Below are 23,892 nucleotides of genomic sequence, written 5' to 3'. Positions count from 1 at the left end.
CATGAAGGCAATCGTTCTGAACGAGTACGGCGGACCCGACGACCTGACCCTCGCCGACCTGCCCGAGCCCAAGGTGGGACCGGACGCGGTCCTGGTGCGGGTGAAGGCGGCCGGGGTGAACCCGGTGGACTGGAAGGTGGGGGCGGGCCACCTCGACCAGGTCCTCGACGCGCACTTCCCGCTGGTCCCCGGCTGGGACGTGGCGGGCGTGGTGGAGCGGACCGGCCCGGACGCGAAGGAGTTCGCCCCCGGCGACGAGGTGATCGGGTACGTCCGCAAGGACTGGGCGCAGAACGGCACCTACGCCGAGCTGGTCGCCGCGCCCGTGCGCACCCTGGCCCGCAAGCCCGCCGCGCTGAGCTGGCAGCAGGCGGCGGGGCTGCCGCTGGCCGGGCTCACCGCGTACCAGTCGATCGAGCGGCTGGGCGTGGGGGAGGGCGACACCGTGCTGGTGCACGCCGCGGCCGGCGGCGTCGGCTCGCTGGCGACGCAGATCGCGGCCGCCCGCGGCGCCCGGGTCATCGGCACCGCCGGCGAGCGCAACCACGGCTTCCTGCGGGAACTGGGCGCCGAGCCGGTGGAGTACGGCGAGGGGCTGGCCGAACGGGTGCGCGCGCTGGCGCCCGACGGCGTGGACGCGGCGTTCGACTTCGTCGGGGGCGAGGCGATCGACGTCTCCCGGCAGGTGCTCAAGGACCCCTCCCGGGTGCTGTCGGTCGTCGACACCGGGGTGATGGCCGAGGGCGGGCACTACCTGTTCGTACGGCCCGACCGGGCCGACCTCACCGCCCTGGCGGACCTGGCCGACGCCGGGAAGCTGACGGTCGACGTCGACCGGGCGGTGCCGCTGGCCGAGACCGCCGAGGCGTGGCGGCTCAGCCAGTCCGGGCGGGCCCGGGGGAAGATCGTGATCGAGGTCTCCTGACGCCGGACCCCGCCGGACCCCGCCGGCCCCGGCTCGACCCCCCCGGGGCCGCCGTCCCTAGCCCCGTCCCCGGTCCGTCTCCCGGCGGTCGACGTACTCGAAGACCGAGCCGTCGGGGTGACGGGCCACCAGGTTCCGGCCGGCGGGGGTGGACTGGGGGCCGGCGATGATCTCGGCGCCGACGGCCCGCAGGTCGGCCACCGCCTCGTCCACGTCCCGCACCGCCAGGGTGGCGGTGACCTTGCTCAGGACCTCCATCGGGCCGGGCGGGCCGCTCAGCAGCAGGAAGGGGCCGACCGCGGCCGCCGCGACGGGGCCCTGCGCGAACCGCATGGCCTCGGCCCCCGTCAGCCGCTCGTACACGCCCGCCGCCGCGTCCAGGTCGTCGACACACACGCGCAGCGCAGTACCCAGAATCTCCATGCCGGGGAGCCTAGTTGGAGGCGCGTACGGTGTGGGGCGCGCCCCGCCGGGCCCGGGTCAGACCCGGCACAGGACCTCCCCGTGCGGCACCGAGAACCAGCCGTCGGGCCGCCCGCCCCACTCGTGCCAGGCCGCGGCGATCCGCTCCAGCTCCCGCCGGCTCGCGTGCCCGCCCCCGACGGCGAGGGACGCGTAGGAGGAGGAGGTGGTGCGCTCCGCCCACAGTCCGCTCCACCAGGCGCGGTCCCGGTCCGAGGCGAAGCACCACACGTCCGCCGTCGCGGCGGTGTCGGCGAGGCCGGCCTCGCGGGTCCAGGACAGCAGCCGGCGGCCCGCGTCCGGCTCGCCGCCGCCCGCCCGGGCCACCCGGTGGTACAGGTCCAGCCAGTCGTCCAGACCGGGCACCAGCGGGTACCAGGCCATCGACGCGTAGTCGGCGTCCCGGGCCGCGACGATCCCGCCCGGGCGGCACACCCGGCGCATCTCCCGCAGCGCCGCCACCGGGTCCCCGACGTGCTGGAGCACCTGGTGGGCGTGGACGACGTCGAAGGAGTCGTCGGGGAAGTCCAGGGCGAGGACGTCCGCCCGCGCGAAGCGGACGTTCGCCAGGCCGCGGGCGGCGGCGGTCGCCCGCGCCTCGGCCAGGACGTCCCCGGACCGGTCCACCGCCGTCACCCGCCCGGGCGCCACCAGGGCGGCCAGGTCCGCGGTGATGGTGCCCGGGCCGCAGCCCACGTCCAGCACCGACAGACCCGGGGCCAGGGCGGGCAGGAGGTAGGCGGCGGAGTTGGCGGCGGTACGCCACCGGTGGGAGCGCAGGACGGACTCGTGGTGGCCGTGGGTGTACACGGCGTTCGGTCTCGGCATGCGCGTACCGTACCGCTGCGTCTCGACATACGAGCAAGATGGTTCCGCTATATGGACATCAAGAGAGGTGCCGGAGGGCTACACCGACGCCGAGCCTCCCGTCGCGCCCTCCGCCGGAGGCCCGCCGTACGGCCAGCGCAGCAGCGCGCCGAGTCCGCCCACCGGCAGCCCTTCGGGGGTGTCCGGCTCGTCCGCGACGGGTCCCACGGAGATCACCTCGGCGCCGGTCGCCACCGCCGACCGCAGCAGCGCGTCGTCGGCGCGGGCGCCGGTCGGGTGGCTCTCGCCCAGGTACTGCAGGTCGGTGCGGCGCACCGCCACCTGGTCGGGCTCGTCCCCCACCCACACCTCGCGGTGCAGGTCGGGTCCGTCGGGGCGGACCAGCAGGGCGGCGATGCGGTGCTCGCGGGCCGCGTCCACCAGCGCGGGCACCCCCTCGGCGGCTCCCACCCTCCCGTCGTCGGTCGGCACCCGCCCGGCCTGGAACCGCTCCATGGCCTCGGCGGCGCGGCGGCGCACGTGCGAGGCGCGGATCGCCTCCACCTCCTCGTCCAGCTTCCGCTCGCTCGCGGCCTGGTTGCGGCCCGCGTTGCGGACCCCGTGCCCCGCGATGACGGACACCTCCCGCAGCTCGGGGGCCAGCCGGTCCTGCACGGCGTGGCACTCGCGGCCGTCCCCGGCCAGCACCACCAGTTCGGCGCCGGTCTCGGCGCGGCGTTCGCGCAGCGCCTCCGCGATGAGGGCGGCGTTGCGGTCCCAGGTGTTCTCCACCGAGTTCTGGAAGTGCCGCTCGCGCCAGGAGGCCGACGGGGAGATGTGCAGCTGGTACTCCTCGCCCTGGACCTCGCCCACCCCGCGCCTGCCGGAGGAGTCGCGCAGCTCCAGGTCGGCGCCGGTGCGGTCGATCCGGGCCACCAGGCAGCTCGGCGCCGTGTCCATGAGGTCCAGCAGGGGCGTGGTGTGGGGCAGCGGGCCCCAGGTGACCTGCGGTCCGCCGGGGGGCGGTGCGGCCAGGGCCCGGTCGAGGACCACCTCGCCCTCGGCGGCGAACAGCGCGTGCCCCGGCGCCCGGGAAGAGGGCGACAGCGCGGTGAGGGCGTCGTGCACCGCCTCGCAGGTGCGGTCGTCGGCGCCCCGGCTCTTCAGCTGGTCGCGGACCTCGCGGGCGGCGAGCCCGTGGCGGGCTGCGGCGTCCTCGGTGTTCCACGAGATGTCGAAGTAGACCGATGCCCACGGGCCGGGCCGGTCGATGATCGGGCTGAGGAATCCGAGTTCCATAGCTCCCTCCTCGGTGGCGAGATTCGGTTGCGGGTACCCGAGGCGACGCGAACGACACGGAGTGATCCGTGCGGGGTGACCACGGGGTGACGGGGAACGAGACCGGAGAACGACGACGAAGGAGGCGATCGCACCATGGGTATGGGAGTCGACCCGGAGAAGCTGTCCGAGACCGAGCTGATCGAGGAACTGGAGTCCCTGCACCGGACGCGGCACGACACCCTGCTGCACGGCTCGTCCGACGCGCTCGCCGCGCACACCCGGCGCACGGCCGAGCTGGAGGGCGAGTACCTGCGGCGCCACCCCGACCGGGCCGTCTCGGCGGGCCGCACCCGCGAGGGCGCCCGGGCGCGCACCGAGTGAGACGGCGCCGCGGAGGCGGGGCGGCGGCCTCGTGGCGGCGGGGTGAAGGGTGTTTGCCCCCCGGAGGCGGGGGCACCCGGACCGCGGCCGAGCGAGCGGCCCTGTGGGGGAGTGAGAAGGCTCCGGGCACGGAGGTCAGGGACCGTGCCCGGAGCCGCTCCCGGCTCCGGGCCCGTGTGCGCGGCCCCGACCCCCGACGCGCCCCCGACGCCCCCGGCGCGCAGCCCCGGCACGCGGCCGTTAGGGCCGGCCGCCCCCGGGGTACGCGGAACGCATGAGCGACAAGGCGGACAAGACAGGCAGGGCAGGCGGGCGCGACGAGCACGACACGCACCGCAGGGACACCGGGCGCGGCGAGCGCGTCTCGGCCGCGGACCTGATCCCCGGCGAGGAGCCGGAGCAGCCCGCGACCCCGCCCAGGGTCCCGCCCGCCGGGCCCTTCGGAGGCACCAGGCCCCGGAGCCGCTCCGGAACGGACGAGGACGCGCACGAGGCGGGCGGCGCGGAGGACTCCGGCGAGGGGAGGTAGCGCCGCCGCGGAACCACGTGGGGAGCGCGCCCGAAAACCGGGTGCGCTCCCCACGCGCGCCGGGGAGGGTGGACCCATGAGCGATCCGCGCACCCACTCCGCGAGCACCCTGGCACCGGGTGGGACGGTGACCGTCGTCCTGCTCAAGTCCCGTGACCGGCAGGTCCGTTACCCGGCGACCGTGGAGCGCGACGACGGCGTCCACGCCGTCGTACGGGCGCCCTGGGCCGGCCCGCCGGTGCGGGACTTCGGCTTCGTGCGCTTCGAGAGAGGCGACGTGTTCACCGAGCACTACTGGCGCGACCGCTGGTTCTCGGTGAAGGAGGTGCGCGGCCCGGACGGCGCCCTCAAGGGCTGGTACTGCGACGTCACCCGCCCGGCCGCCGTCACGGCGGACACGCTGACCACCTGGGACCTGGAGCTGGACCTGTGGGTGTCGCCCGACCGGTCCGCCGTGCTGCGCCTGGACGAGGACGAGTTCGCGGAGAGCGGGCTGCCCGGGAGCGACCCGGAGACGGCCGGCCGCGCCCGCCGGGCGCTGGACGACCTCGAACGCCTGGCCCGCCAGGGCGGGTTCGGCGCCCTGCTGGACTGATCCCGCACCGCACTGCACCGGAGCCGGCCCCGGCCGCCCGCGCGGAGGGCGCGGGCACGCGGAGGGCGCGGGCACGCGAAGGGGGTGCGGAGAGCCGCACCCTCTCCACACCCCCGTCCATGGGCCCCCGCCCGCGGGCGGCCGCTCGGTCCGCCCCGGTCTCAGTCCCCCCGCCGCGCACCGCCCGGCAGGATCTCCTGCACCTTCGCCTTCACCCCCTGTGTGAGCATCGCCAGGCGGTCCGAGTCGCCCTTGACCACCGCCGCCACGGTGGCCTCGATCTGGTCCCAGGTGGCGTGCGGCGGGATCGGCGGCATCGCCGGATCGGTCAGGAACTCCACGACCGCCGGCCCGTCGGCCTCCAGCGCCCGCCGCCAGCCCCGTTCGACGTCCTCCGGCCGCTCCACCCGCACGCCGGTCAGGCCCAGCGAGGCGGCGAAGTCCGCGTAGGAGACGTCCGGGAGCCGCTGTGAGGCCAGGAACTGCGGCGACCCGCTCATCGAGCGCATCTCCCAGGTGACCTGGTTGAGGTCGCGGTTGTTCCACACCGCCACCACCAGCCGCGGATCGCTCCACTCGGAGCGGTACCTGGCGATGGTGATCAGCTCCGCCAGCCCGTTCATCTGCATGGCGCCGTCGCCCACCAGCGCGATCGCCGGGCGGTCGGGGTGGGCGAACTTCGCGCCGATGGCGTAGGGCACCCCGCACCCCATGGTGGCCAGCGTCCCCGACAGCGAGCCGCGCATGGTGCCGCGCATCCGGATGTGGCGGGCGTACCAGTCGGTGGCCGAGCCCGAGTCGGCGCTGATGACCGCGTCCTCCGGCAGCAGCGGGTCCAGGGCGTGCATCACGTGCTGGGGGTTGACGGGGTCGGAGGAGACCTTCGCCTGCCGCTCCATCACCTGCCACCAGCGCTCCACCGCCGACGTGATCCCCTCCTGCCAGGAGCGGTCCTCCTTGCGGCGCAGCATCGGCAGCAGCCGCGCCAGCGTGGCGCGCGCGTCGCCCACGAGGTTCACCTCGTACGGGTAGCGCATCCCGACCATGTGCGGATCGATGTCGATCTGCACCCCCCGCGCCTTCCCGTACTCCGGCAGGAACTGGGAGTAGGGGAAGCTGGAGCCGATCGTCAGCAGCGTGTCGCAGTCGCGCATCAGCTCGTAGCTCGGCCGGGTGCCCAGCAGCCCGATGGCGCCGGTGACGTACGGCAGCGTGTCGGGCAGGACGTCCTTGCCCAGCAGCGCCTTGGCCACTCCGGCGCCGAGCGTGTCGGCGACCCGTTCCACCTCCGCCCGCGCCCCGGCGGCGCCCTGTCCGACCAGCACCGCGACCCTCTCGCCCGCGTTGAGGACCTCCGCGGCGCGCTCCAGCGCCTCGTCGGAGGGCACGGACGTCCAGTCGCTGACGTCCAGGCTGGAGGGCACCATCTTGAACGCGTGGGCGGGCGGCTCGTACTCCAGCTCCTGCACGTCCGCCGGAATGATCACGGCGGTGGGGCAGCGGCGGGCGTACGCGGTGCGGATCGCCCGGTCCAGGACGTTGGGGAGCTGCTGCGGGACGGTGACGGTCTCGACGAACTCCGAGGCCACGTCCTTGAAGAGGGTGTGGAGGTCGACCTCCTGCTGGTAGGAGCCGCCCATCGCGCTGCGATCGGTCTGCCCGACGATCGCCACCACCGGGACGTGGTCGAGCTTGGCGTCGTACAGGCCGTTGAGCAGGTGGATCGCCCCGGGACCGGAGGTCGCGGCGCACACCCCGACCCGGCCGCCGAACTTGGCGTAGCCCACGGCCTCGAAGGCCGACATCTCCTCGTGCCGGGACTGGACGAAGCGCGGCCGGTCCCCGGCGCGCTCCCAGGCGGCGAGCAGCCCGTTGATGCCGTCGCCGGGATAGCCGAACACGTACTCCACGCCCCACTCGCGCAGCCGCGCCAGTACGTGGTCCGACACCTTCTCGCTCATGCAGACGGCTCCTCTCCGCCGCTCGGCCGCGGGCCCCGGGGGCCGTTCACCCGCTCAGCCGCGGCAGTACGTTCGTTCGGTAGAAGTCGAAGAATCCCCGCAGGTCGGGGCCGATCTGGTTGACGTGGACCACGTCGAACCCGGCGTCGGCGAACTCCTTCAGGGCGCGCACGTGCTCGTCGGGGTCGTTGCCGCACACCAGCCCGGACCCGGTCACGTGCTCCTCGGTCACCAACTGCGAGGCCTGCTCGAAGTGGGCGGGGGTGGGCAGGACCTGCCCCAGCTCGCCGGGCAGGAACATGTTGGGCCAGCGGCGGTGGACGGTGCGCACGGCCTCGTCGCGGTCGGTGTCGTAGCAGACCTTCGTCCCGGCGAACGCCGGGCCCTGCCCGGAGCCGCGCCCGCCGCCGCTGCGGCGGAAGCGCTCCAGCCCCTCCACGTCCGGCATGGTGGTGATGAAGCCGTCGCCGACCCGCCCGGCCAGCTCGATGGCGGCCGGCCCGAAGCCGGAGACGTCGATAGGGACCGGCTCGCCGGGCACGTCGTACAGCCGGGCGTTCTCCACGGTGTAGTGCTTGCCGTGGTGGCTGACCTCCTCCCCGGTCAGCAGGCGCCGGATGACGCCGATGGCCTCCTCCAGCATCTCCATCCGCACCGACGCCTGGGGCCAGGGGCCGCCCAGGATGTGCTCGTTCAGCGCCTCGCCGGTGCCCACGCCCAGCCGGAAGCGGCCGTCCAGCAGCACGGCGCTGGTGGCGGCGGCCTGGGCGACCACCGCCGGGTGGGTGCGCACGGTCGGGCAGGTGACCGCCGTCTGCACGGGCAGCGAGGTCGCCTGGGAGAGGGCGCCGATGACGGACCACACGAACGGACTGTGGCCCTGGGCGCTGTTCCAGGGGTGGTAGTGGTCGGAGATCCACAGCGAGGTGAACCCCGCCTGCTCGGCCATCCGAGCCTGTTCGACCAGCTCTTTCGGCCCGTGGTCCTCGCAGGCCAGGAAGTAGCCGTAGTCGGTCATCGGAGCTGCCCTTCACACGCCGGACGGTGCGGGCACCGGGTAACCGGGTGCCGACGCGAAAAACATCGTTTGAAGGGGTGGGCCCCGGGCATCCGAACCCTCGTGCTTCGGACCGCAGGCACATCCGCGGGAGCGGTGGCATTCCCCGCCCCGGGTGCTCCAGCCCTGGTCCCCCCTGTGCCCGTTCCCGCGGTGATCCCCACAGAGCCACAGTCCACAGTTCGGGAGAGACCGCACATGACCCCCGTACGAGCACGAGCCAAGCACGCGCGGCACCCCCACGACGACGCCCCCGACACCTCCGCCGAGTTCCAGCGCATCTCCGAACTCCCCGACGGCCCGGAGCGCGACGAGCTGCGGCAGCAGGTCGTGCGGGCCTGGATGCCCATGGCCGAGCGCCTCGCCCGGCACTTCCGCAATCGCGGCGAATCCCTGGAGGACCTGGAGCAGGTGGCCGCCCTGGGCCTGGTGAAGGCGGTCACCCGCTACGACCCGGCGCGCGGCAGCGCGTTCGAGAGCTTCGCCGTCCCGACCATCGTCGGCGAGATCAAACGGCACTTCCGCGACCACATGTGGGGTCTGCACGTACCGCGCCGGGTGCAGGAGCTGCGCAACCGCGTGCGCGCCTCCAGCCGCCAGCTCAGCCACTCCCTCGACGGCCGCACCCCCGGCGTCAGGGAGATAGCGGAGCACAGCGGCCTGACGGAGGAGGAGGTGCGCATCGGCTCCGAGGCCCTGGAGAGCTACAGCACCCTCTCCCTGGACGCCGAACTGCCCGGCGCCGACGACGGCTACGCCCTCGTCGACACCCTCGGCAGCGCCGAGCCCGGCTTCGACCTCGTCGTCTACCGCGAGTCGCTCAAGCCCCGGCTGCGCAAGCTGCCCGAGCGCGAGCGCAAGATCCTCTACCTGCGCTTCTTCTGCGACATGACCCAGAGCCGGATCGCCGAGCAGCTCGGTATCTCCCAGATGCACGTCTCCCGGCTGATCAGCCGCACCTGCAACCGCCTGCACGCCGAGGTCGAGGCCGACCTGGAGCGCGAGCAGGACCGGGAGCGGGAGCGGGCCTACGCCGGCTCCCAGGCCGCCTGACGCGTCCGGCCCGGCCGGGACGGCCGCGCCCGCGCACCCCGCGCGGGCGCGGCCGTCGTACGTGCGCGGGGCGTCCGGACGTCGGCGGTGTCCGGGCGCTCAGGGCGCTGCGGGTGCCTCCGCCCGGGGCGTCCGGGAGTTCACCGGCCGCTCACAGGCCGCTCACAGGCCGCGCAGCGCGAGGGCGATGTGCCGCGCAATCCGGTCCACGGCGCCGGCCTCCGCCAGCTCGAAGGGCCTGCGGCCCCCGGTGCGCAGCAGCGTCAGCGCGCCGAGCGCCGGGCCTCCCGCGCCGTCGGCCAGCGGCACGCACAGCAGCGAGCCGACCTCGGCGCGCACCAGGACGGGGGCGCCGGCGGCGTCCCGGCCCAGGATCCCGGGATCCTCCGGCCGCACCCGCAGGGTCGCGCCGCCGTGCCGTACCGCGTCCACCACCGGCGGCCAGGAGGACGGGTCCTGCTCGGCGACCGCGTCGCGCAGCCGTCCGGCCGAGGCCAGGACGGCGGCCCGCCGCAGCGCCCCGCCGGGCACGGCGACGTCGACGACCACCCAGTCGGCGAACCGCCCGTAGAGCACGTCGGCCGCCCGCTGGGGCACCTCCTTGGGGGAGTCCGCCAGGAGCAGCGCCCCCGTCATCTCGTCCAGCAGGTCCATCAGTTCGGCGCCGCGCACGGCCTCGGTCAGATCGGAGCCGGGTGCGCCGCGCTCCACCGCGGCCGGGTCCGGAGCGCCGGGCCCGGCGGCCTCCGGCGCGGGGGCCACCGCCCGCTGGAAGACGGCGAGGACGACCGTGCGCGGCTCGCACGGGGGCCGCAGCGCCGTCAGGGTGGCCCGCAGCTCGCTCCCGGCGTACCGCTCCCGCTCCGGAGGGCGCAGCAGACGGACGACCAGGCTGCGGTCGCCCTCGCCGCGGGCGACGGCCGCCGTCTGGGAGCGGAAGACCGCCCGGGAGTCGTGGGCCAGCGAACCGGTCAGCGCCCGCCCGGTGGCGTACCCGGCGCGCACCCCGAACAGCTGGGTCGCGGCGGGGTTGAACCGGCGCACCACCCCGTCGCGGTCCAGCAGGGCCACCGCCACGGGAAGCCGCTGGAACAGGGCGCGCAGGAGCTGGTGCTCGTGGTGCTCCTCCCGGCCGCCGCCCCGGGGCTCGGCGGTCAGCTCCTCGTAGCGCGGCCACAGCACCTCGGCCACGTGCTGGAGCTCGAGGAGGGCGGCGTCCAGGGCGGGCAGCCGGTCCGCGTCCGGCAGGGCGCGCGCGGACCGCAGCTCCTCCACCCTCCGGCGGAAGTCCGCCAGCTCCGCTCCAAACTCCTCCGCCTGCGCCATGCGCTCAACGTAACCCGCGAACTGTCGCAGGTCTCGTTGGTCACGCGGAAAAATATGACTCATCACTCTTTGTCGAGAAGATGGAGGTGCGGGAGAGCGCCGGGCGCGCTCCCGGGCGGCCGGTGTCCGTCCGGGACGGCTTGATCCAACGGCCGTTTCCCGTCCGCCACGCGGGGCAGCCGATCCCTCGGGACCGGCCGTCCAGCGGCCCACCGGAGACAGCCGGAGAACGGGAAAGGACCGAGCAGCGCCATGCCGGACCGATGCGACGCGATTCCCCTCGGGATCGCTCCGGCCCAGCCGGAGCCGGCGCTCGACGCCGCCTCGTCCGCCCGCGGCCTCGCCCGGCTGGCCGAACAGGTCGTCCGGTGCACCCCCGGCTGCTGCGGCGCCACCGCCACCGCCCACACCGGCGGCGATCCGGCCGAGGGGACCACCGCCGTCACCCATCCGGACCTGTCCGCGCTCGTCGCCGTCCAGTGGGAGGACGGGGACGGTCCCGTGCCCCAGGCCCTGCGCACCGGCCGGCCCGCCGGCTCCGACGACCTGCTGCTGGACGACCGCTGGCCCGGCTACCGCGCCAGGGCGCTGGACATGGGCCTGCGCTCCAGCGCGACCCTGCCGTACCGCCGCGGCGACCTCACGCTCACCGTCACCGTCCACGGCTTCCGCCCCCACCCGCTGGAGGAGACCGTCCACTGCCCGGCGGCGCTGCTGGGCGACCTCGCCGCCACCGGACTGGCCCGCGACCGCCGCTACCGCGAGGCGCTGGCGGAGGTGGAGCAGCTCGAGGGCGCGCTGCGCAGCAGACCCGTCGTCGACCAGGCGTGCGGGATCGTGATGTACGTGCTCGGCTGTGACGCGGAGGAGGCGTTCGCCCTGCTGCGCAGGATCTCGCAGCACACCAACCGCAAACTCTCCGACCTGGCCCGGGCCCTGGTGCGCACCCGGGGCCACGGCATAGAGCAGGAGCTCCAGCGCTTCCGGGAGGTGCCCTAGCGGCCGCGCGCCGCCCGGCGGCGACACGGCGGTGGCACGGCGGCGGCAGACGGCGGGACAGCAGGACACGGCGGGACGCGACAGGACGCAGCAGGACGCAGCAGCAGGACACGGTGGAGGCACGGATGCAGCAGACCCGACCGGACGGCCCCGCCCCCGCGGCCGTCCCCGTACCGGCCGTGCACGACGCCGTGGCCGAGGCGGCCTGCGGCTACTGGCGGCGGCGCGGTCTGCCGACCGAACCCGGCCAGGTCGTGGCGGCCCCCACCGCGCCCCTGCTCCTGCTGGCGCTGCTCGCCGCCGCCGACGGGAACACGGACGGGGGAGACGGGGCGGAGGGCGGCGCGGACACCGGCGGGGTGGTGCTGCCCCGGCCCGGCCCCGCCTGGCACGCCGACCAGGCCCGGCTACTCGGCCGGCCGCTGCACCCCGTGCCCGTGCCGGCCGAGTGCGGCGGGGTGCCCGACCCCTTCGCGCTGCTGGAGTCCGTGGGCCGGGCCCGTGCCGGCGGCGGCGACCCGCGGGTGCTGCTGCTCTCCGTGGCCGACGGCCTCACCGGAACCGCCGCGCCGCCCGAACTGCTGCACGAGGTGTGCGAGGCGGCCGTCCAGGAGGACCTGCTGGTCATCAGCGACGAGAGCTGGCGCGACACCTCCCACGACCCCCACGGCACGGTGACCGTCAGCCCCGCCGAGATCCTGCACCGCCCCGGCCCCCGCACCGCCGGCACCCACGCCGGAGCCCACGCCGGCGCCCTGCACGGCGTTCCCGGCGCGCACGGCCGGGAACAGGGCGGTACGGACCACGACTCCGTCGTGGTCCTGGTCGACCTCGGCGCCGACCCGGAGTCCGCCTTCTGGCCCGGCACCGCCACGGGCGTCGCCCGCCTCCCCGCCACCGGGCGCGGCCGGGAGCTGGGAAGGCGGACGCGCGCCGTCCTGGCCGCCCTGCACGCCCGCCCCCGCGGCCGGGACGCCGAGGCCGCCGCCGAGGCGCTGGGCGAGCCGGAGCCGCTGCGCGAGCACCGCGCCGCCGGCAACCGCGTCCACGCCGTACTCGCCCTCGCCCTCCACCGCGCCCTGACCGGCGCCGGCGCGGTCTGCCGCCCGCCGCACGCGGGACGGCACCTGTATCCCGACTTCGAGGCGCTGCGCCCCGCGCTGGCCGCCCGCGGCATCGAGGACGCCGCCGGGCTGGAGGCGGAACTGGTGCGGCGGCTGGGCCCGTACGCCCTGGGCGGCCACCGCTTCGGCGACGATCCGCGCGCCCTGCGGGTGCGGCTGTCGACCGACGTGCTGGCCCGCGGCGCCTCCCCGGGCGCCGGGCCCACCACGCCCCGCACGCCCCCCTCCGGCCCTCCGGACGCCCGCCATCCCCTCGAACGGCCGGAGGTGACGGAGGCGCTGGCGTCGCTGGCGTCGGCCCTGGAGGAGCTGACGGCCGGAGGCCCGGCGGCCGCGCACCCCGTGAAGTTCCCGGACGCAGATGGGAGCCCCGCATGACCGAACAGACCGAGCAGCCCGCACCCGCCCTCCTCGACGCCCCTGCCGCCCCCGCCGTCCCCGCCGCCCCCGCCGTCCTCGGCTCCCCGGACGCCCCCGGCTCCCCCCGGCCCCCCGCCCTGCCCGTGCCCCGCCCGCTCGGCGAGCGGCGCACCTGGCCGCGCACCTTCGCCGACCGGCTCACCGAGCCCCTGCCCGGCCTGCGCTCCCTGTCCCGGATAGCCAGGGAGGGCAGCACGCGCCCCGACCCGGAGGCGCTGCGCGAGGTCCCCCTGCTGCCCTGCGAGCCGGCGCCCCTGCCGCCGGTCGACGCCGACACCGTCGCCGTCACCTGGGCCGGGCACGCCAGCTGGGTGGTGCGCATCGGCGGTCTCACCGTCCTGACCGACCCCGTCTGGTCCCGCCGGATCCTGGGCACCCCGGCGCGGGTCACCCCGGTCGGCGTCCCCTGGGAGGACCTGCCGCGCGTCGATGCCGTGGTGATCTCCCACAACCACTACGACCACCTCGACGCCCCCACCCTCAGGCGACTGCCGCGCGACACCCCGCTGTTCGTCCCCGCCGGGCTCGGCGCCTGGTGCCGCAGGCGCCGCTTCGCCCGCGTCACCGAGCTGGACTGGTGGGAGGCGGCCGAACTGCCCTCGCCGGGCGGCGGCGCCGTGCGCTTCGACTTCGTCCCCGCCCACCACTGGTCCCGGCGCACCCTCACCGACACCTGCCGCTCGCTGTGGGGCGGCTGGGTGCTCACCGACCGCCACGGGCAGCGGCTCCACTTCGCGGGCGACACCGGGTACGGCCACTGGTTCGCCGAGATCGGCCGCCGCTACCCCGGCATCGACCTCGCCCTGCTGCCGATCGGCGCGTACGCGCCCCGCCGGATGCTCCGCCCCGTGCACACCGACCCCGAGGAGGCCGTCGCCGCCTGCCGGGACCTCGGCGCCCGCCGCATGGCCCCCATGCACTGGGCCACCTTCCTGCTCTCGGCCGAGCCCCCGCTGGAACCGCTGAACCGGGTGCGGGCCGCCTGGGCCGCGGCGGGCCGCCCGCGCGAGGACCTGTGGGACATGCCGGTCGGGGCCTCCAGGATCCTGGGGTAGGGACCGGGCGCCCCGGCCCGGCGCTACCGCGGGGCCCGCGCCGGGCGCAGCCGCCGCCACACCTGGGGGACCGCGCCGGCCAGCAGCGTCAGGCCGACCGCCGCGGCCACGCCCTGCCACGGCTCGGGGAACAGCGACCCGCCCAGGATCCCGATCATCTGATACGTCGCCGTCCACACCAGGCAGGCCGGCGCGGCACCGCGCACGAACTGCCGCACCGGCATCCTCGACAGGAGGCAGGCCACCATCACCGGTATCCGCCCGGCCGGCACCAGCCGGGAGAGGACCAGCACCGTCACACCGTGCTCGTCCAGCTTCCGGCGCGCGGCCGCCAGCCGGTCCGGCGCGGCCCGCTCGCGCATCCTCCCCAGCCAGCGCGAACCGCTCCTCGACCGCCCGCCGCGCTGCCCGAGCCAGTACAGCAGCAGGTCGCCGAGGAACGCGGCCAGCGCCGCGACGGCGAACACCAGCAGCAGCGGAAGGGCCGGAGGACTGCGGTGGAAGGCCACCGCCGCCGCCCCGCTGACCACCGCCCCCGTCGGCACCACCGGCACCAGCGCGCCGAACGCCACCAGCAGGAACAGCGATGGATAACCCACCGCCCCAGGCGCCACCTGCGCAGGGATCTCCCGCACCGCGCCGAGCAGCCCCTCGATCACCCCGCCGCCTCCAGCCGCAGGCTCTCGCCGTGCTCCAGCCGGCGCGCCGCCGAGGCGGGGGCCGCGCGCGCCGCCAGCCGTACGAACTCGTCCCCGGGGGAGTGGAACTCGTGCGGCCGGACCGCGTCCAGACCGATCGGCCAGTACGTGCCGTAGTGCACCGGCACCGCCACTGGCGCCCGCAGCCGGGCCAGCGCCTGGGCGGCCCGGCGCGCGTTCATGTGGCCGTCGCCCAGCCTCGGCCCCCAGCCGCCGACCGGCAGCAGCGCCGCGTCGACGGGGCCGACCTCCTCCGCCATGGAGTCGAACAGCCCGGTGTCCCCGGCGAAGTACGTCCGGGACTCCCCCTCGACCACGTAGCCCAGGGCGGGCGCCAGCCGGGGCCCGTAGGGCAGCCGGCGCCCGTCGTGCTCCGCGGGCACCGCGCGGACGGTCACCGGCCCGACCCGTACGGTCTCGCCCGCGTCCACCTCCTCGATCCGCAGCCGCCCCGCCAGCCGCCGCAACCCCGCCACCGAGGCGAGCGCGCCGCGCGGCACCACGAGGCGCGTGCCGGGCAGGAGGCGGGCCAGGGAGGGCAGGTGCAGATGGTCGGCGTGCAGGTGGGAGACCACCGCCACGTCCACCCGCGCCACCGAATCGGGCGGCAGCTCCCCGCGCCGCCTGCGCAGATGGGCCAGCCTGCGGACGAGCAGCGGGTCGGTGAGCACCGTCACGCCGGAGTCGCGCACCGCCGTCGTCGCATGGCCCCACCAGGTGATCTCCGCCGGCACCCGGACCCTCCTTCCGTCCGCTGGGCCCTTCCCCGTACCGATCCTCTCATTCCCTCCCGCCCGTCCTGCCGGTCCCGCAGGTCCTTCCGCTCCTTCCGCACAGCCCTTCCGCGCGGGCCCCCGGGCCGGTGACGGACTGTGGAAAAGTGGAACATGCCGGGGCGGCTCCGGCACCGGACGGCGAGGGGCGAGGGCCCGGAGACGGAAAGGCGGGACGGAGTGCGGATGGCGGCCTGGCGCAGGGCGGGCGGCGCGGTACTGCGCGTCCTGGTCGTGTGGGCGGTGAGCACCCTCACCATGCTCGTCCTGGCCGGAGCGCTGCCCGACTTCCGGCTCCAGTCCGCCGACGGCGACACCGCCACCACCATCGGGATCACCGCCGCCCTCGGCGCCGGCGCCTTCGGCCTGCTCAGCGCCCTGGTGTGGCCCCTGCTGGTACGGGCCCTGCTGCTGGTGCCCGCCCTGGTGCTGGGCCTGCTGGTGTTCTTCCTCAACGGCTCGCTGCTGCTGCTGGCGCTCGCCCTCCTGCCCGACTACCGCGGCGAGGCCGACCCCCGCACCGCCGTGGTCGTCGCCGCCGCGATGTCCGCCGCCTCCTCGGCGGCCAGCACCTTCCTGGCCGTCCGTGACGACCGGGCGTACCGGCGGCGCCTGGCCCGGCTCGCCGACCGCCGCTGGCGCCGCTCCGGGCGCCGGCGGATGCCCGCCACCCCCGGCACCGTCTTCCTCCAGCTCGACGGCCTCGGCCACGACGTACTGCTCGACGCGATCGCCGCCCCCGAGGGCGGCGAGCCGCTGATGCCCACCGTCGCCGCCATGTGCCGCGACACCCACCGCCTCGTCCCCTGGCACACCGACTGGTCCAGCCAGACCGGCGCCAGCCAGCTCGGCATCCTGCACGGCTCCAACGAGGACGTGCCCGCCTTCCGCTGGTACGAGAAGGAGACCGGCGAGGTGGTGATCAGCAACCGGCCCTCCAGCGCCGCCCAGCTCCAGCGCCGCGCCGCCGAGCGCAGCGGCGTACCGGGGCTGCTCGCCCACGACGGAGCCAGCCGCGGCAACCTCTTCAGCGGCGGCGCGGCCCAGGTCGCCCTGGTGCTCTCCGTCTCCGCCCGGCGCGGCCGGCACAACCGGTCGCGCGCCGGGTACTTCGCGTACTTCTCCGACCCGGCCAACGCCACCCGCACCGCCGTCTCCTTCGTCGCCGAAGTCGTCCGCGAGGTCGTCCAGTCCACCCGCGCCAGACTCCGCGGGGACAGCCCGCGGGTGCCGCGCGGCGGGCTCTACCCGTTCATCCGGGCCTTCGCCACCGTCGTCCAGCGGGACGTGGTGGTGGCCTCCGTCCTCGGCGACATCCTCAACGGGCGGACCGCCGTCTACGCCGACCTCGTCGCCTACGACGAGGTCGCCCACCACTCCGGCCCGCGCGGCCGCGACACCCACCAGGTGCTGCGCCGGCTGGACCGGTCCGTCGGCCTGATCGCCAAGGTCGCGGCCCAGGCCCCCCGGCCCTACCGCCTGGTGCTCCTGTCCGACCACGGGCAGAGTCCCGGCGAGACCTTCGCCTCCCACTACGGGCTGACCCTGGAGGACCTGGTCCGCGCCGGATGCGGGCTGCCGGTCTCCCGGCGGGCCCGGCACTCGGCGAGCGGCGCCGAGGCCCGCGCCGCCGCCCGCGCCGCCCTGCACCGGCCCGAGGACGGGCACGGCGCCGAGCCCCACTGGCCCGCCCCCACCTCCGACCCGGTGGTGCTGGGCTCGGGCAACCTCGGGCTGGTCTCCTTCCCCGGCATCCCCGGGCGGGCCACCCGCGAGGAGATCGACCGCCGCCACCCCGCCCTGCTGCGCACCCTCGCCAACCACCCCGGCATCGGCTTCCTGCTCGTCGACAGCGAGCGCCACGGGCCGGTGGTGCTCGGCGCCGGCGACAGCGAACACCGCCTGGACACCGGGGAGATCGTCGGCGAGGACCCCCTGGAGCCCTACGGGCCCCGCGCGGCCGGGCTGGTGCGGCGCACCGCGCGCTTCCCGCACGCCGCCGACATCATGGTCAACTCGGCCCTCGACCCGGCCACCGGCGCCGTCCACGCCTTCGAGGAGCAGATCGGCTCCCACGGCGGCCTCGGCGGCGAGCAGTCACGGGCGTTCCTCCTCTACCCGCTGCTGCTGTCCGCGCCGGACGCGGACGGCGAACCGGTCGGCGCCGAGCGGATCCACCGCGTGCTGAGCGGCTGGCTGCGCGAGGCGCAGGCCGCCCCGGCCGTGACCGCCCCCTTCATCCCGGACCGCGTGCCCCTGCGCTGACCCGGCCCGGGCGCTCCGCCCGGGCCGGTCCGGGCCGGTCCGGGCCGGTCCGGGCCGGTCCGGGCCCGGGAGTCGTAGGAAAAGTGTGCCAAGCGGATGTCCGCAGATCGGGAGCGGGATCCGGCCCGCGATTACCTCGGCGGTAATCGACCGCCGGGCGGAGCGGCGGCAGGGTGGGGTCACCGGGTTCCGGCCGGCGCACTCCGGCCGGAACCCGGCCTCCGGCCCGCGTGTACGGCCGGAGCGTCCCGACCGCACCCGACCCGACGGAGGCCGATCCCGCCATGTCCGCGACCTCGCCCGCCACCTTCGGCACCACCCGCCCCGCCCCCGTCCCCGCCGCGCTGCCGCTGCTGCGCCGCCTCCTGGCCCTGGACGCGGCCGTCACCGGCGTCAACGCCGTCGCCTACCTCGCCCTGTCCGGCCTCCTCGGACGGCTGCTGGGCGTGGACACCGGCCTGCTGCTGGGCGCCGGCGCCTTCCTGCTGCCGTACAGCGCGGGGGTCGGCTTCCTGGCGAGCCGCCCCGTACCGCCCGCGCCCTGGGTGCGCGTGGTGGTGGAGGGGAACCTGCTGTGGGCGCTGGCCGGCGCCGCCGCCCTCGCGCTCGGCGTGCTGGAGCCGTCCGCGGCGGGGTGGGTGTGGATCCCGCTCCAGGCCGCGGTGGTCGCCGCCTTCGCGGTGGCCCAGCACCTGGCGCTGCGCGCGGTGCTCCGCTCCCCGCGGCCCTGAGCGGGGCGTGCGGCCGGCGGCCGGCTAGCCGATCAGCTCCGGCAGCAGGGCGGCCGTCTCCGGGTCGGCCGGGACGAAGGTCTCCATGGCCAGCTCGGAGACGGTCACGTCCATGGGGGTGTTGAAGGTGGTGATGGTGGAGAAGAACGACAGGACGTGCCCCCTGTGCTCGATCACCATCGGCAGGGCGAAGGGACCCTCGGCGCCGTGCCGTTCGGCGCCCCCCTCGGGCAGCGGATAGGCGGTGACCTCCTCGTACAGCTCGCGCAGCGGCGCCGACCGCAGCGGCGCGAGCTGCCGCCGCATCTGCTCCAGCAGGTGCTCGCGCCACTCCAGGAAGTTGCGGATGCGCGGGGCCAGCCCGTCGGGGTGGAGGGTGAGGCGCATGGCGTTCAGCGGGGGCCGCAGCAGGTGCTCGGCCGTGCCCTCCAGGAAGGCGGCGATGCCGCGGTTGGCGGCCAGCACCTCGTACCGGCCGTTCACCACCAGGGCCGGGTAGGGCTCGTACGCCGTCAGCATCCGCTCCAGGCCGCCGCGCAGGGCGGCCAGCGAGGGGTCGTCCACGGGGGTCTCGGGATAGTGCGGCGCGTGCCCGGCGGCCAGCAGCAGCGCGTTGCGCTCGCGTACGGGGACGTCGAGGTGCTCGGCCAGCCGGAGCACCATCTCCGGGCTGGGGCGGGTGCGCCCGGTCTCGACGAAGCTGATGTGCCGGGCGGAGGAGTCGGCGCGCAGGGCCAGTTCGAGCTGGCTGAGCCCGGCGCGCTCCCGCCAGTGCCGCAGCAGGGGCCCCACTCCGCCGGTACCGGTGCTCCTGGTGCTCGCGTCGACCGCAACGGATCCCATACCGCGACCCTAGGCTGGGAGGGTCGTCTACGGGAAGTGAGATTTCGTGCCATGGCACCCCGACCGCTGACCTCGCAGGAGATCGACGCCGCGCTGGCGGAGCTGCCCGGCTGGGAGTTCGCGGAGGACCGGCTGAGGAGGAGGTACTCCTTCGCCGGGCACTTCCCGGCCGCGGCGATGGTGCTCCACACGGCGCAGATCCAGGAGGAGTCGGACCACCACGCGGACCTGCTGCTGGGCTACAACACGGTGGAGGTGTCGGTGAACACCCACAGCGTGGGCGGGAAGGTGACGGAGCTGGACGTGCGCCTGGCGCGCCGGATCGAGGAGATCGCCCCCTCGCACGGCGCGCGCCCGTAGCCCGCCGCCCCGGCGGCGCGCGGTGACGTGCCGGTACGCACCCGCCGTGCCCCGTTCCGTGCCCCGCCGCGGGAACGCGCGGACGCGCGGCGCGCCGCAGGGGGCGCACCGCGCGTCCGCGTACAGTGCCGTGTCGCGCCGTGCCGTGCCGTGCCTCGCCGGACCGCCGGTGCGGGCCGTGCCGGCGGCCGGGCTCCGCTCAGCCCATCTCGTCCGGGTCGGGGCCCAGCCGGGTGCCGTTGTCCAGGGTGGACAGGCCCGTCATGTCGTCGTCGTCCAGGACGAAGGAGAAGACGTCGATGTTCTCCTCGATCCGGGAGGGGGTGACGGACTTGGGGATCACCACGTTGCCGAGCTGGAGGTGCCAGCGCAGCACCACCTGGGCCGGGGTGCGGCCGTGCCTGCGGGCGATCTCGGCGATCACCGGGTCGTCCAGCAGGCCCTTGCCCTGGCCCAGCGGCGACCAGGCCTCGGTGGCGATGCCGTGCTCGGCGTGGAAGGCGCGGGACTCGGCCTGCGGGAAGTTGGGGTGCAGCTCGATCTGGTTGACGGCGGGGACGATCTCGGTCTCCTCCATCAGCCGCCGCAGGTGGGTGGGCTTGAAGTTGGAGACGCCGATGGCCTTGGCGCGGCCGTCGGCGTGGATCTCCTCCAGCGCCTTCCAGGTGTCGACGTACCTGTCCTGCTTCGGCGCGGGCCAGTGGATGAGGTAGAGGTCGACGTAGTCCAGGCCCAGCCGTTCCAGGGAGGCGTCGAAGGCGCGCAGCGCGGCGTCGCGGCCCTGCTGGTTGTTCCACACCTTGGTGGTCACGAAGAGTTCTTCGCGCGGCACCCCGGACTCGGCGATGGCCTTCCCGGTGCCCTTCTCGTTCTCGTAGACCGCGGCGGTGTCGATGCTGCGGTAGCCCGAGGCGAGCGCGTGCCCGACGGCGGCGGTGGCCTCCTCGTCCGGCACCTGCCACACGCCGAAGCCGAGCTGCGGCATCCGGACGCCGTTGTTGAGGATGATGTTGGGAACGTTGCTCACGAGCGATCGGTCCTTGTCAGTCGGTTGGCGACACGTGTACCCGGGGTCCCAACGATCATGGCAGCGTTGTCATTCCCGTTCCGGCCGGGGGGCAGGACGACGGTCGGGGGCAGGACGGCGGTCGGTGCCGGGGCGCCGCGCCGCGACCGCCGGCCGCGGTGCGCGGTCAGATCCGGTAGAGGGCGTCGATCTCGGCCGCGTACGCCTTCTCGACCGCCTTGCGCCGCAGCTTCAGCGTGGGGGTGAGCAGCCCGTCCTCCTCGGTGAACCGCGAGCCCAGTATCCGGAAGGTGCGGATCGACTCCGCCTGGGAGACCCGGGTGTTGGCGGCCACCACCGCCCGTCTGACCTCGGCCTCCAGGTCCGGGTCGCGCACCAGCTCGGCCGGGCCCGGGTGCGGCCTGTTGCGCATGGTCAGCCAGTGGTGGACGGCGTCCTCGTCGAGGGTGACCAGCGCGGCGACGTACGGCCGGTCGTTGCCGACGACGACGCACTGCGCCACCAGCGGGTGCGTCCGCACCCGCTCCTCCAGCACCGTCGGCGACACGGTCTTGCCCCCGGAGGTCACCAGGACGTCCTTCTTCCGCCCGGTGATCGTCAGGTAGCCGTCCTCGTCGAGCGAGCCGAGGTCGCCGGTGGCCAGCCAGCCGTCGCGCAGCACCTCGTGGGTGGAGCGGGGGTCGCCCAGGTAGCCGGCGAAGACCTGGCCGCCGCGCAGCCACACCTCGCCGTCGTCGGCGATGTGCACCGTGGTGCCGGGGACGGGGACGCCGACGGTGCCGAAGCGGGTCTGCTCGGGCGGGTTGGCGGTGGCCGCCGCGGTGGTCTCCGTGAGGCCGTAGCCCTCGAAGACGCGGATGCCGGCGCCGTCGTAGAACAGCCCCAGGCGCCGCTCCATCGCCGAACCGCCCGACATGGCGTGCCGGCAGCGGCCGCCGAGGGCGGCGCGCAGCCGGGAGTAGACGACCTTGTCGAAGAACCGGTGCTGCAGCCGCAGGGCCGGACCGGGCCCGTGGCCGGTGCCGAACGCCTTGTCCTCCATCGCCTCGGCGTAGCGGACGGCGACGTCCACGGCCCTGTCGAACGGCTCCAGCCTCCCCTCCGCCTCGGCCCTGCGCCGGGCGGCGTGGAAGATCCGCTCGAAGACGTAGGGCACGGCCAGCAGGAAGGTGGGGCGGAAGGCCTCCAGGTCGGGCAGGAGGGCGGCGGCGGTCATGTTGGGCTGGTGGCCGAGTCTGACGCCGGCGCGGACCGCCCCGACCTCGATCATCCGCCCGAAGACGTGGGCGAGGGGGAGGAAGAGCAGGGTGGAGGCCTGCTCCCCGTCCCTGGAGGGGAAGACGGCCTCGTAGCGCAGGACGAGGTTGTCGCACTCGGCCATGAAGTTGCCGTGGGTGAGGACGCAGCCCTTGGGGCGTCCGGTGGTGCCGGAGGTGTACAGGACGGTGGCGGGGGTGTCCGGGGTCAGCGCCAGCCGGTGCCGGTGCACCGCGTCGGCGTGGAGGTGCGCCCCGGCGGCGGACAGCGCGCCCTCGGCGTCGGAGTCGAGCTGCCACAGCCGCTTCAGGCGCGGCAGCCGGTCGACGACCGAGCCGACGGTCATCGCGTGGTCCTCGTTCTCCACGACGGCGGCCGAGACCTCCGCGTCGTGCAGCATCCAGTAGACCTGCTCGGCCGAGGAGGTGGGGTAGACCGGCACCGGCTGGGCGCCGATGGACCACAGGGCGAAGTCGAAGAGCGTCCACTCGTAGCGGGTGCGGGACATGATGGCGACCCGGTCGCCGAAGCGCACGCCCTCGGCCAGCAGCCCCTTGGCCAGCGCCAGCACCTGGTCGCGGAACTCCGCCGCGGTCACGTCCCGCCAGACGCCGGAGGCGTCCTTGCGCGCCAGCGCCACCTGGCGGGGGTCGGCGTCGGCGCGGTCGAAGACGGCGTCGGCCAGCCCTCCTGTCTGAGGCGCCGTCGCCAGGGCCGGGACGGTGAACTCGCGCACGTGCCGCTCCTCGTCGCGCTGTGGCGTGGGGTGCCGCAGCGGGGCGACGGTATCCGATCGCGAGGTTGACCGGGAAGGGAGGTGATGGCGTCCGTTGGGGCGAATGGGATCACTTCGGAACGGCCGTACCGGATCGTCACCCTTCATCCCGCACGTCTCCACGGAATCTCCCGGCGCGCGCGACCGCTCCGGCGCCGCTCGTGCCGCCCGTCCGCCCGCGCCGTCCGCCCGCGCCGGTCGGTCCCGCGTCGGCCGGTCCCGTGCGGGGGCGGTCAGTTCCGCGCCGCCTCCAGGACGACGCGGTGCTCGCCGGCGTAGACGTTCATCGACGTCCCCCGCAGGAAGCCGACCAGGGTGAGCCCGGCCTCGGCGGCCAGGTCGACGGCGAGGGAGGACGGCGCGGAGACGGCGGCCAGCACGGGCACGCCCGCCATCACCGCCTTCTGCGCCAGCTCGAACGACGCCCGGCCCGAGACCAGCAGCACGGTGCGCGACAGCGGCAGGCGCCCCTCGGTCAGCGCCCGCCCGACCAGCTTGTCCACGGCGTTGTGGCGCCCCACGTCCTCGCGCAGGTCCAGCAGTTCGCCCTCGGGGGAGAACAGGGCGGCCGCGTGCAGGCCTCCGGTGCGGTCGAACACCCGCTGGGCGGCCCGCAGCCGGTCGGGAAGGACGGACAGGACGGCGGGGTCGATCCGCAGCGGGGCGCCGCCCGCGCCGTCGTCCCTGCCATCGTCCGCGCCGCCGCCCGTGCCGTCGTGCGTGCCGCCGTCCCCGTCCTCGATCGGCCAGCGGGCGGTGGTGCGCACCGCGTCCAGGCTGGCCTTGCCGCACAGCCCGCACGAGGAGGTGGTGTAGACGTTGCGCTCCAGGGTGATGTCGGGGACGGGCACGCCGGGGGCGAGGCGGACGTCGACGACGTTGTAGCTGTTGCGGGTGGTGCCGTCGGCCTGTTCGGTGGCGCCCGCGCAGTAGACGATGTTCGCCAGTTCCTCCGGGCGGCCCAGCACGCCCTCGCTGACCAGGAAGCCGGCCGCCAGGGCGAAGTCGTCGCCGGGTGTGCGCATGGTGACCGCCAGCGGCCTGCCGTTCAGGCGGATCTCCAGGGGCTCCTCGGCCACCAGGGTGTCGGGACGCTCGCTCACCGCGCCGTCGCGCAGGCGGACGACGCGGCGGCGTTCGGTGACTCGGCCCATGGAAGATCAGTCCCGCCTCGGTCGACGCTCCGTG

At 75.5% G+C, this 23,892-nt stretch carries 23 protein-coding genes; 11 read left to right on the top strand and 12 right to left on the bottom strand.

The features are described from left to right. The first annotated feature begins 1 nt into the window (after window position 1). On the top strand, window positions 2–925 hold the full coding sequence (locus QC029_RS04005; protein WP_279553931.1) for an NADP-dependent oxidoreductase: 924 nt from the start codon (window positions 2–4) through the stop codon (window positions 923–925). Between the two features lie 57 nt (window positions 926–982). Here QC029_RS04005 and QC029_RS04000 read toward each other — a convergent pair whose 3' ends face one another. The 3 genes from QC029_RS04000 to QC029_RS03990 all read right to left on the bottom strand — a co-directional run bounded on the left by QC029_RS04000 (window position 983) and on the right by QC029_RS03990 (window position 3,493). Beyond that, the gene (locus tag QC029_RS04000; RefSeq protein WP_279553930.1) at window positions 983–1,348 is read right to left on the bottom strand and encodes a VOC family protein; all 366 of its coding nucleotides are present in this window, start codon (window positions 1,346–1,348) and stop codon (window positions 983–985) included. A 57-nt stretch (window positions 1,349–1,405) separates the two neighbouring features. Further along, window positions 1,406–2,215, bottom strand: a complete 810-nt coding sequence (locus QC029_RS03995) for a methyltransferase domain-containing protein (RefSeq protein ID WP_279553929.1) — start codon at window positions 2,213–2,215, stop codon at window positions 1,406–1,408. A 78-nt stretch (window positions 2,216–2,293) separates the two neighbouring features. Then, on the bottom strand, window positions 2,294–3,493 hold the full coding sequence (locus tag QC029_RS03990) for a hypothetical protein (RefSeq protein ID WP_279553928.1): 1,200 nt from the start codon (window positions 3,491–3,493) through the stop codon (window positions 2,294–2,296). Between the two features lie 135 nt (window positions 3,494–3,628). Here QC029_RS03990 and QC029_RS03985 point away from each other — a divergent pair, with 135 nt between their 5' ends. The 3 genes from QC029_RS03985 (at window position 3,629) to QC029_RS03975 (ending at window position 4,980) form a co-directional block, all read left to right on the top strand. Then, entirely contained in the window at window positions 3,629–3,856 is a 228-nt protein-coding gene (locus QC029_RS03985; RefSeq protein WP_279553927.1) for a DUF6158 family protein, read from the top strand. Between the two features lie 274 nt (window positions 3,857–4,130). After that, the gene (locus QC029_RS03980; RefSeq protein WP_279553926.1) at window positions 4,131–4,385 is read left to right on the top strand and encodes a hypothetical protein; all 255 of its coding nucleotides are present in this window, start codon (window positions 4,131–4,133) and stop codon (window positions 4,383–4,385) included. A gap of 76 nt (window positions 4,386–4,461) precedes the next feature. Then, the gene (locus QC029_RS03975; protein WP_279553925.1) at window positions 4,462–4,980 is read left to right on the top strand and encodes a DUF402 domain-containing protein; all 519 of its coding nucleotides are present in this window, start codon (window positions 4,462–4,464) and stop codon (window positions 4,978–4,980) included. Between the two features lie 161 nt (window positions 4,981–5,141). Here QC029_RS03975 and QC029_RS03970 read toward each other — a convergent pair whose 3' ends face one another. After that, window positions 5,142–6,941 carry a thiamine pyrophosphate-requiring protein gene (locus QC029_RS03970; RefSeq protein ID WP_279553924.1) on the bottom strand — a complete coding sequence of 600 codons (1,800 nt, stop codon included), beginning with the start codon at window positions 6,939–6,941 and terminating at the stop codon, window positions 5,142–5,144. 46 nt (window positions 6,942–6,987) lie between these two features. Beyond that, window positions 6,988–7,959, bottom strand: coding sequence for a TIGR03557 family F420-dependent LLM class oxidoreductase (locus QC029_RS03965; protein WP_279553923.1), 972 nt, complete (start codon window positions 7,957–7,959; stop codon window positions 6,988–6,990). Window positions 7,960–8,196: 237 nt separating this feature from the next. Here QC029_RS03965 and QC029_RS03960 point away from each other — a divergent pair, with 237 nt between their 5' ends. Then, window positions 8,197–9,051, top strand: a complete 855-nt coding sequence (locus tag QC029_RS03960) for a SigB/SigF/SigG family RNA polymerase sigma factor (RefSeq protein ID WP_279553922.1) — start codon at window positions 8,197–8,199, stop codon at window positions 9,049–9,051. A gap of 162 nt (window positions 9,052–9,213) precedes the next feature. On the opposite strand, the gene QC029_RS03955 is transcribed toward QC029_RS03960, so the two are convergent. Continuing rightward, window positions 9,214–10,377, bottom strand: a complete 1,164-nt coding sequence (locus QC029_RS03955) for a PAS domain-containing protein (RefSeq protein ID WP_279553921.1) — start codon at window positions 10,375–10,377, stop codon at window positions 9,214–9,216. 252 nt (window positions 10,378–10,629) lie between these two features. Here QC029_RS03955 and QC029_RS03950 point away from each other — a divergent pair, with 252 nt between their 5' ends. The 3 genes from QC029_RS03950 (at window position 10,630) to QC029_RS03940 (ending at window position 13,975) form a co-directional block, all read left to right on the top strand. Next, window positions 10,630–11,376 (top strand): ANTAR domain-containing response regulator, encoded by a 747-nt coding sequence (locus QC029_RS03950; protein WP_279553920.1) that lies wholly within the window; start codon window positions 10,630–10,632, stop codon window positions 11,374–11,376. 125 nt (window positions 11,377–11,501) lie between these two features. After that, window positions 11,502–12,878, top strand: a complete 1,377-nt coding sequence (locus QC029_RS03945) for a hypothetical protein (protein ID WP_279553919.1) — start codon at window positions 11,502–11,504, stop codon at window positions 12,876–12,878. Next, window positions 12,875–13,975, top strand: a complete 1,101-nt coding sequence (locus QC029_RS03940; protein ID WP_279553918.1) for an MBL fold metallo-hydrolase — start codon at window positions 12,875–12,877, stop codon at window positions 13,973–13,975. The genes QC029_RS03945 and QC029_RS03940 overlap by 4 nt, the downstream gene beginning before the upstream one ends. A gap of 23 nt (window positions 13,976–13,998) precedes the next feature. Here QC029_RS03940 and QC029_RS03935 read toward each other — a convergent pair whose 3' ends face one another. Together QC029_RS03935 and QC029_RS03930 are read right to left on the bottom strand one after the other, a co-directional pair. Next, entirely contained in the window at window positions 13,999–14,634 is a 636-nt protein-coding gene (locus QC029_RS03935) for a DedA family protein (protein WP_279553917.1), read from the bottom strand. Beyond that, a complete protein-coding gene (locus QC029_RS03930) occupies window positions 14,631–15,407 on the bottom strand; it encodes an MBL fold metallo-hydrolase (protein WP_279553916.1) in 777 nt (258 codons plus the stop codon). The genes QC029_RS03935 and QC029_RS03930 overlap by 4 nt, the downstream gene beginning before the upstream one ends. Before the next feature lie 225 nt (window positions 15,408–15,632). On the opposite strand from QC029_RS03930, the gene QC029_RS03925 reads away from it, so the two are divergent. After that, window positions 15,633–17,711 (top strand): phage holin family protein, encoded by a 2,079-nt coding sequence (locus QC029_RS03925; protein WP_279553915.1) that lies wholly within the window; start codon window positions 15,633–15,635, stop codon window positions 17,709–17,711. 284 nt (window positions 17,712–17,995) lie between these two features. Next, entirely contained in the window at window positions 17,996–18,442 is a 447-nt protein-coding gene (locus QC029_RS03920) for a hypothetical protein (RefSeq protein WP_279553914.1), read from the top strand. Between the two features lie 24 nt (window positions 18,443–18,466). On the opposite strand, the gene QC029_RS03915 is transcribed toward QC029_RS03920, so the two are convergent. Beyond that, window positions 18,467–19,285 (bottom strand): helix-turn-helix domain-containing protein, encoded by an 819-nt coding sequence (locus QC029_RS03915; protein WP_279553913.1) that lies wholly within the window; start codon window positions 19,283–19,285, stop codon window positions 18,467–18,469. A 51-nt stretch (window positions 19,286–19,336) separates the two neighbouring features. Between QC029_RS03915 and QC029_RS03910 the strand changes: the two genes are divergently transcribed. Next, a complete protein-coding gene (locus QC029_RS03910; protein WP_279553912.1) occupies window positions 19,337–19,645 on the top strand; it encodes a 4a-hydroxytetrahydrobiopterin dehydratase in 309 nt (102 codons plus the stop codon). 199 nt (window positions 19,646–19,844) lie between these two features. Here the strand turns inward: QC029_RS03910 and QC029_RS03905 are convergent, their stop codons facing one another. From QC029_RS03905 to QC029_RS03895, 3 genes are all read right to left on the bottom strand, one after another. Next, window positions 19,845–20,672 carry an aldo/keto reductase gene (locus tag QC029_RS03905; RefSeq protein WP_279553911.1) on the bottom strand — a complete coding sequence of 276 codons (828 nt, stop codon included), beginning with the start codon at window positions 20,670–20,672 and terminating at the stop codon, window positions 19,845–19,847. A 166-nt stretch (window positions 20,673–20,838) separates the two neighbouring features. Further along, on the bottom strand, window positions 20,839–22,665 hold the full coding sequence (locus QC029_RS03900) for a long-chain fatty acid--CoA ligase (RefSeq protein WP_279553910.1): 1,827 nt from the start codon (window positions 22,663–22,665) through the stop codon (window positions 20,839–20,841). Window positions 22,666–22,937: 272 nt separating this feature from the next. Next, entirely contained in the window at window positions 22,938–23,858 is a 921-nt protein-coding gene (locus QC029_RS03895) for a formate dehydrogenase accessory sulfurtransferase FdhD (protein ID WP_279553909.1), read from the bottom strand. Window positions 23,859–23,892: the final 34 nt, after the last annotated feature.

The sequence above is a fragment of the Streptomyces sp. DH37 genome, assembly GCF_029813835.1.
In the GTDB taxonomy this organism is placed as follows: domain Bacteria; phylum Actinomycetota; class Actinomycetes; order Streptomycetales; family Streptomycetaceae; genus Streptomyces.
The sequence above is the reverse complement of the archived record's forward strand: the minus strand, read 5'-3'. Positions and strand labels throughout refer to the sequence as shown.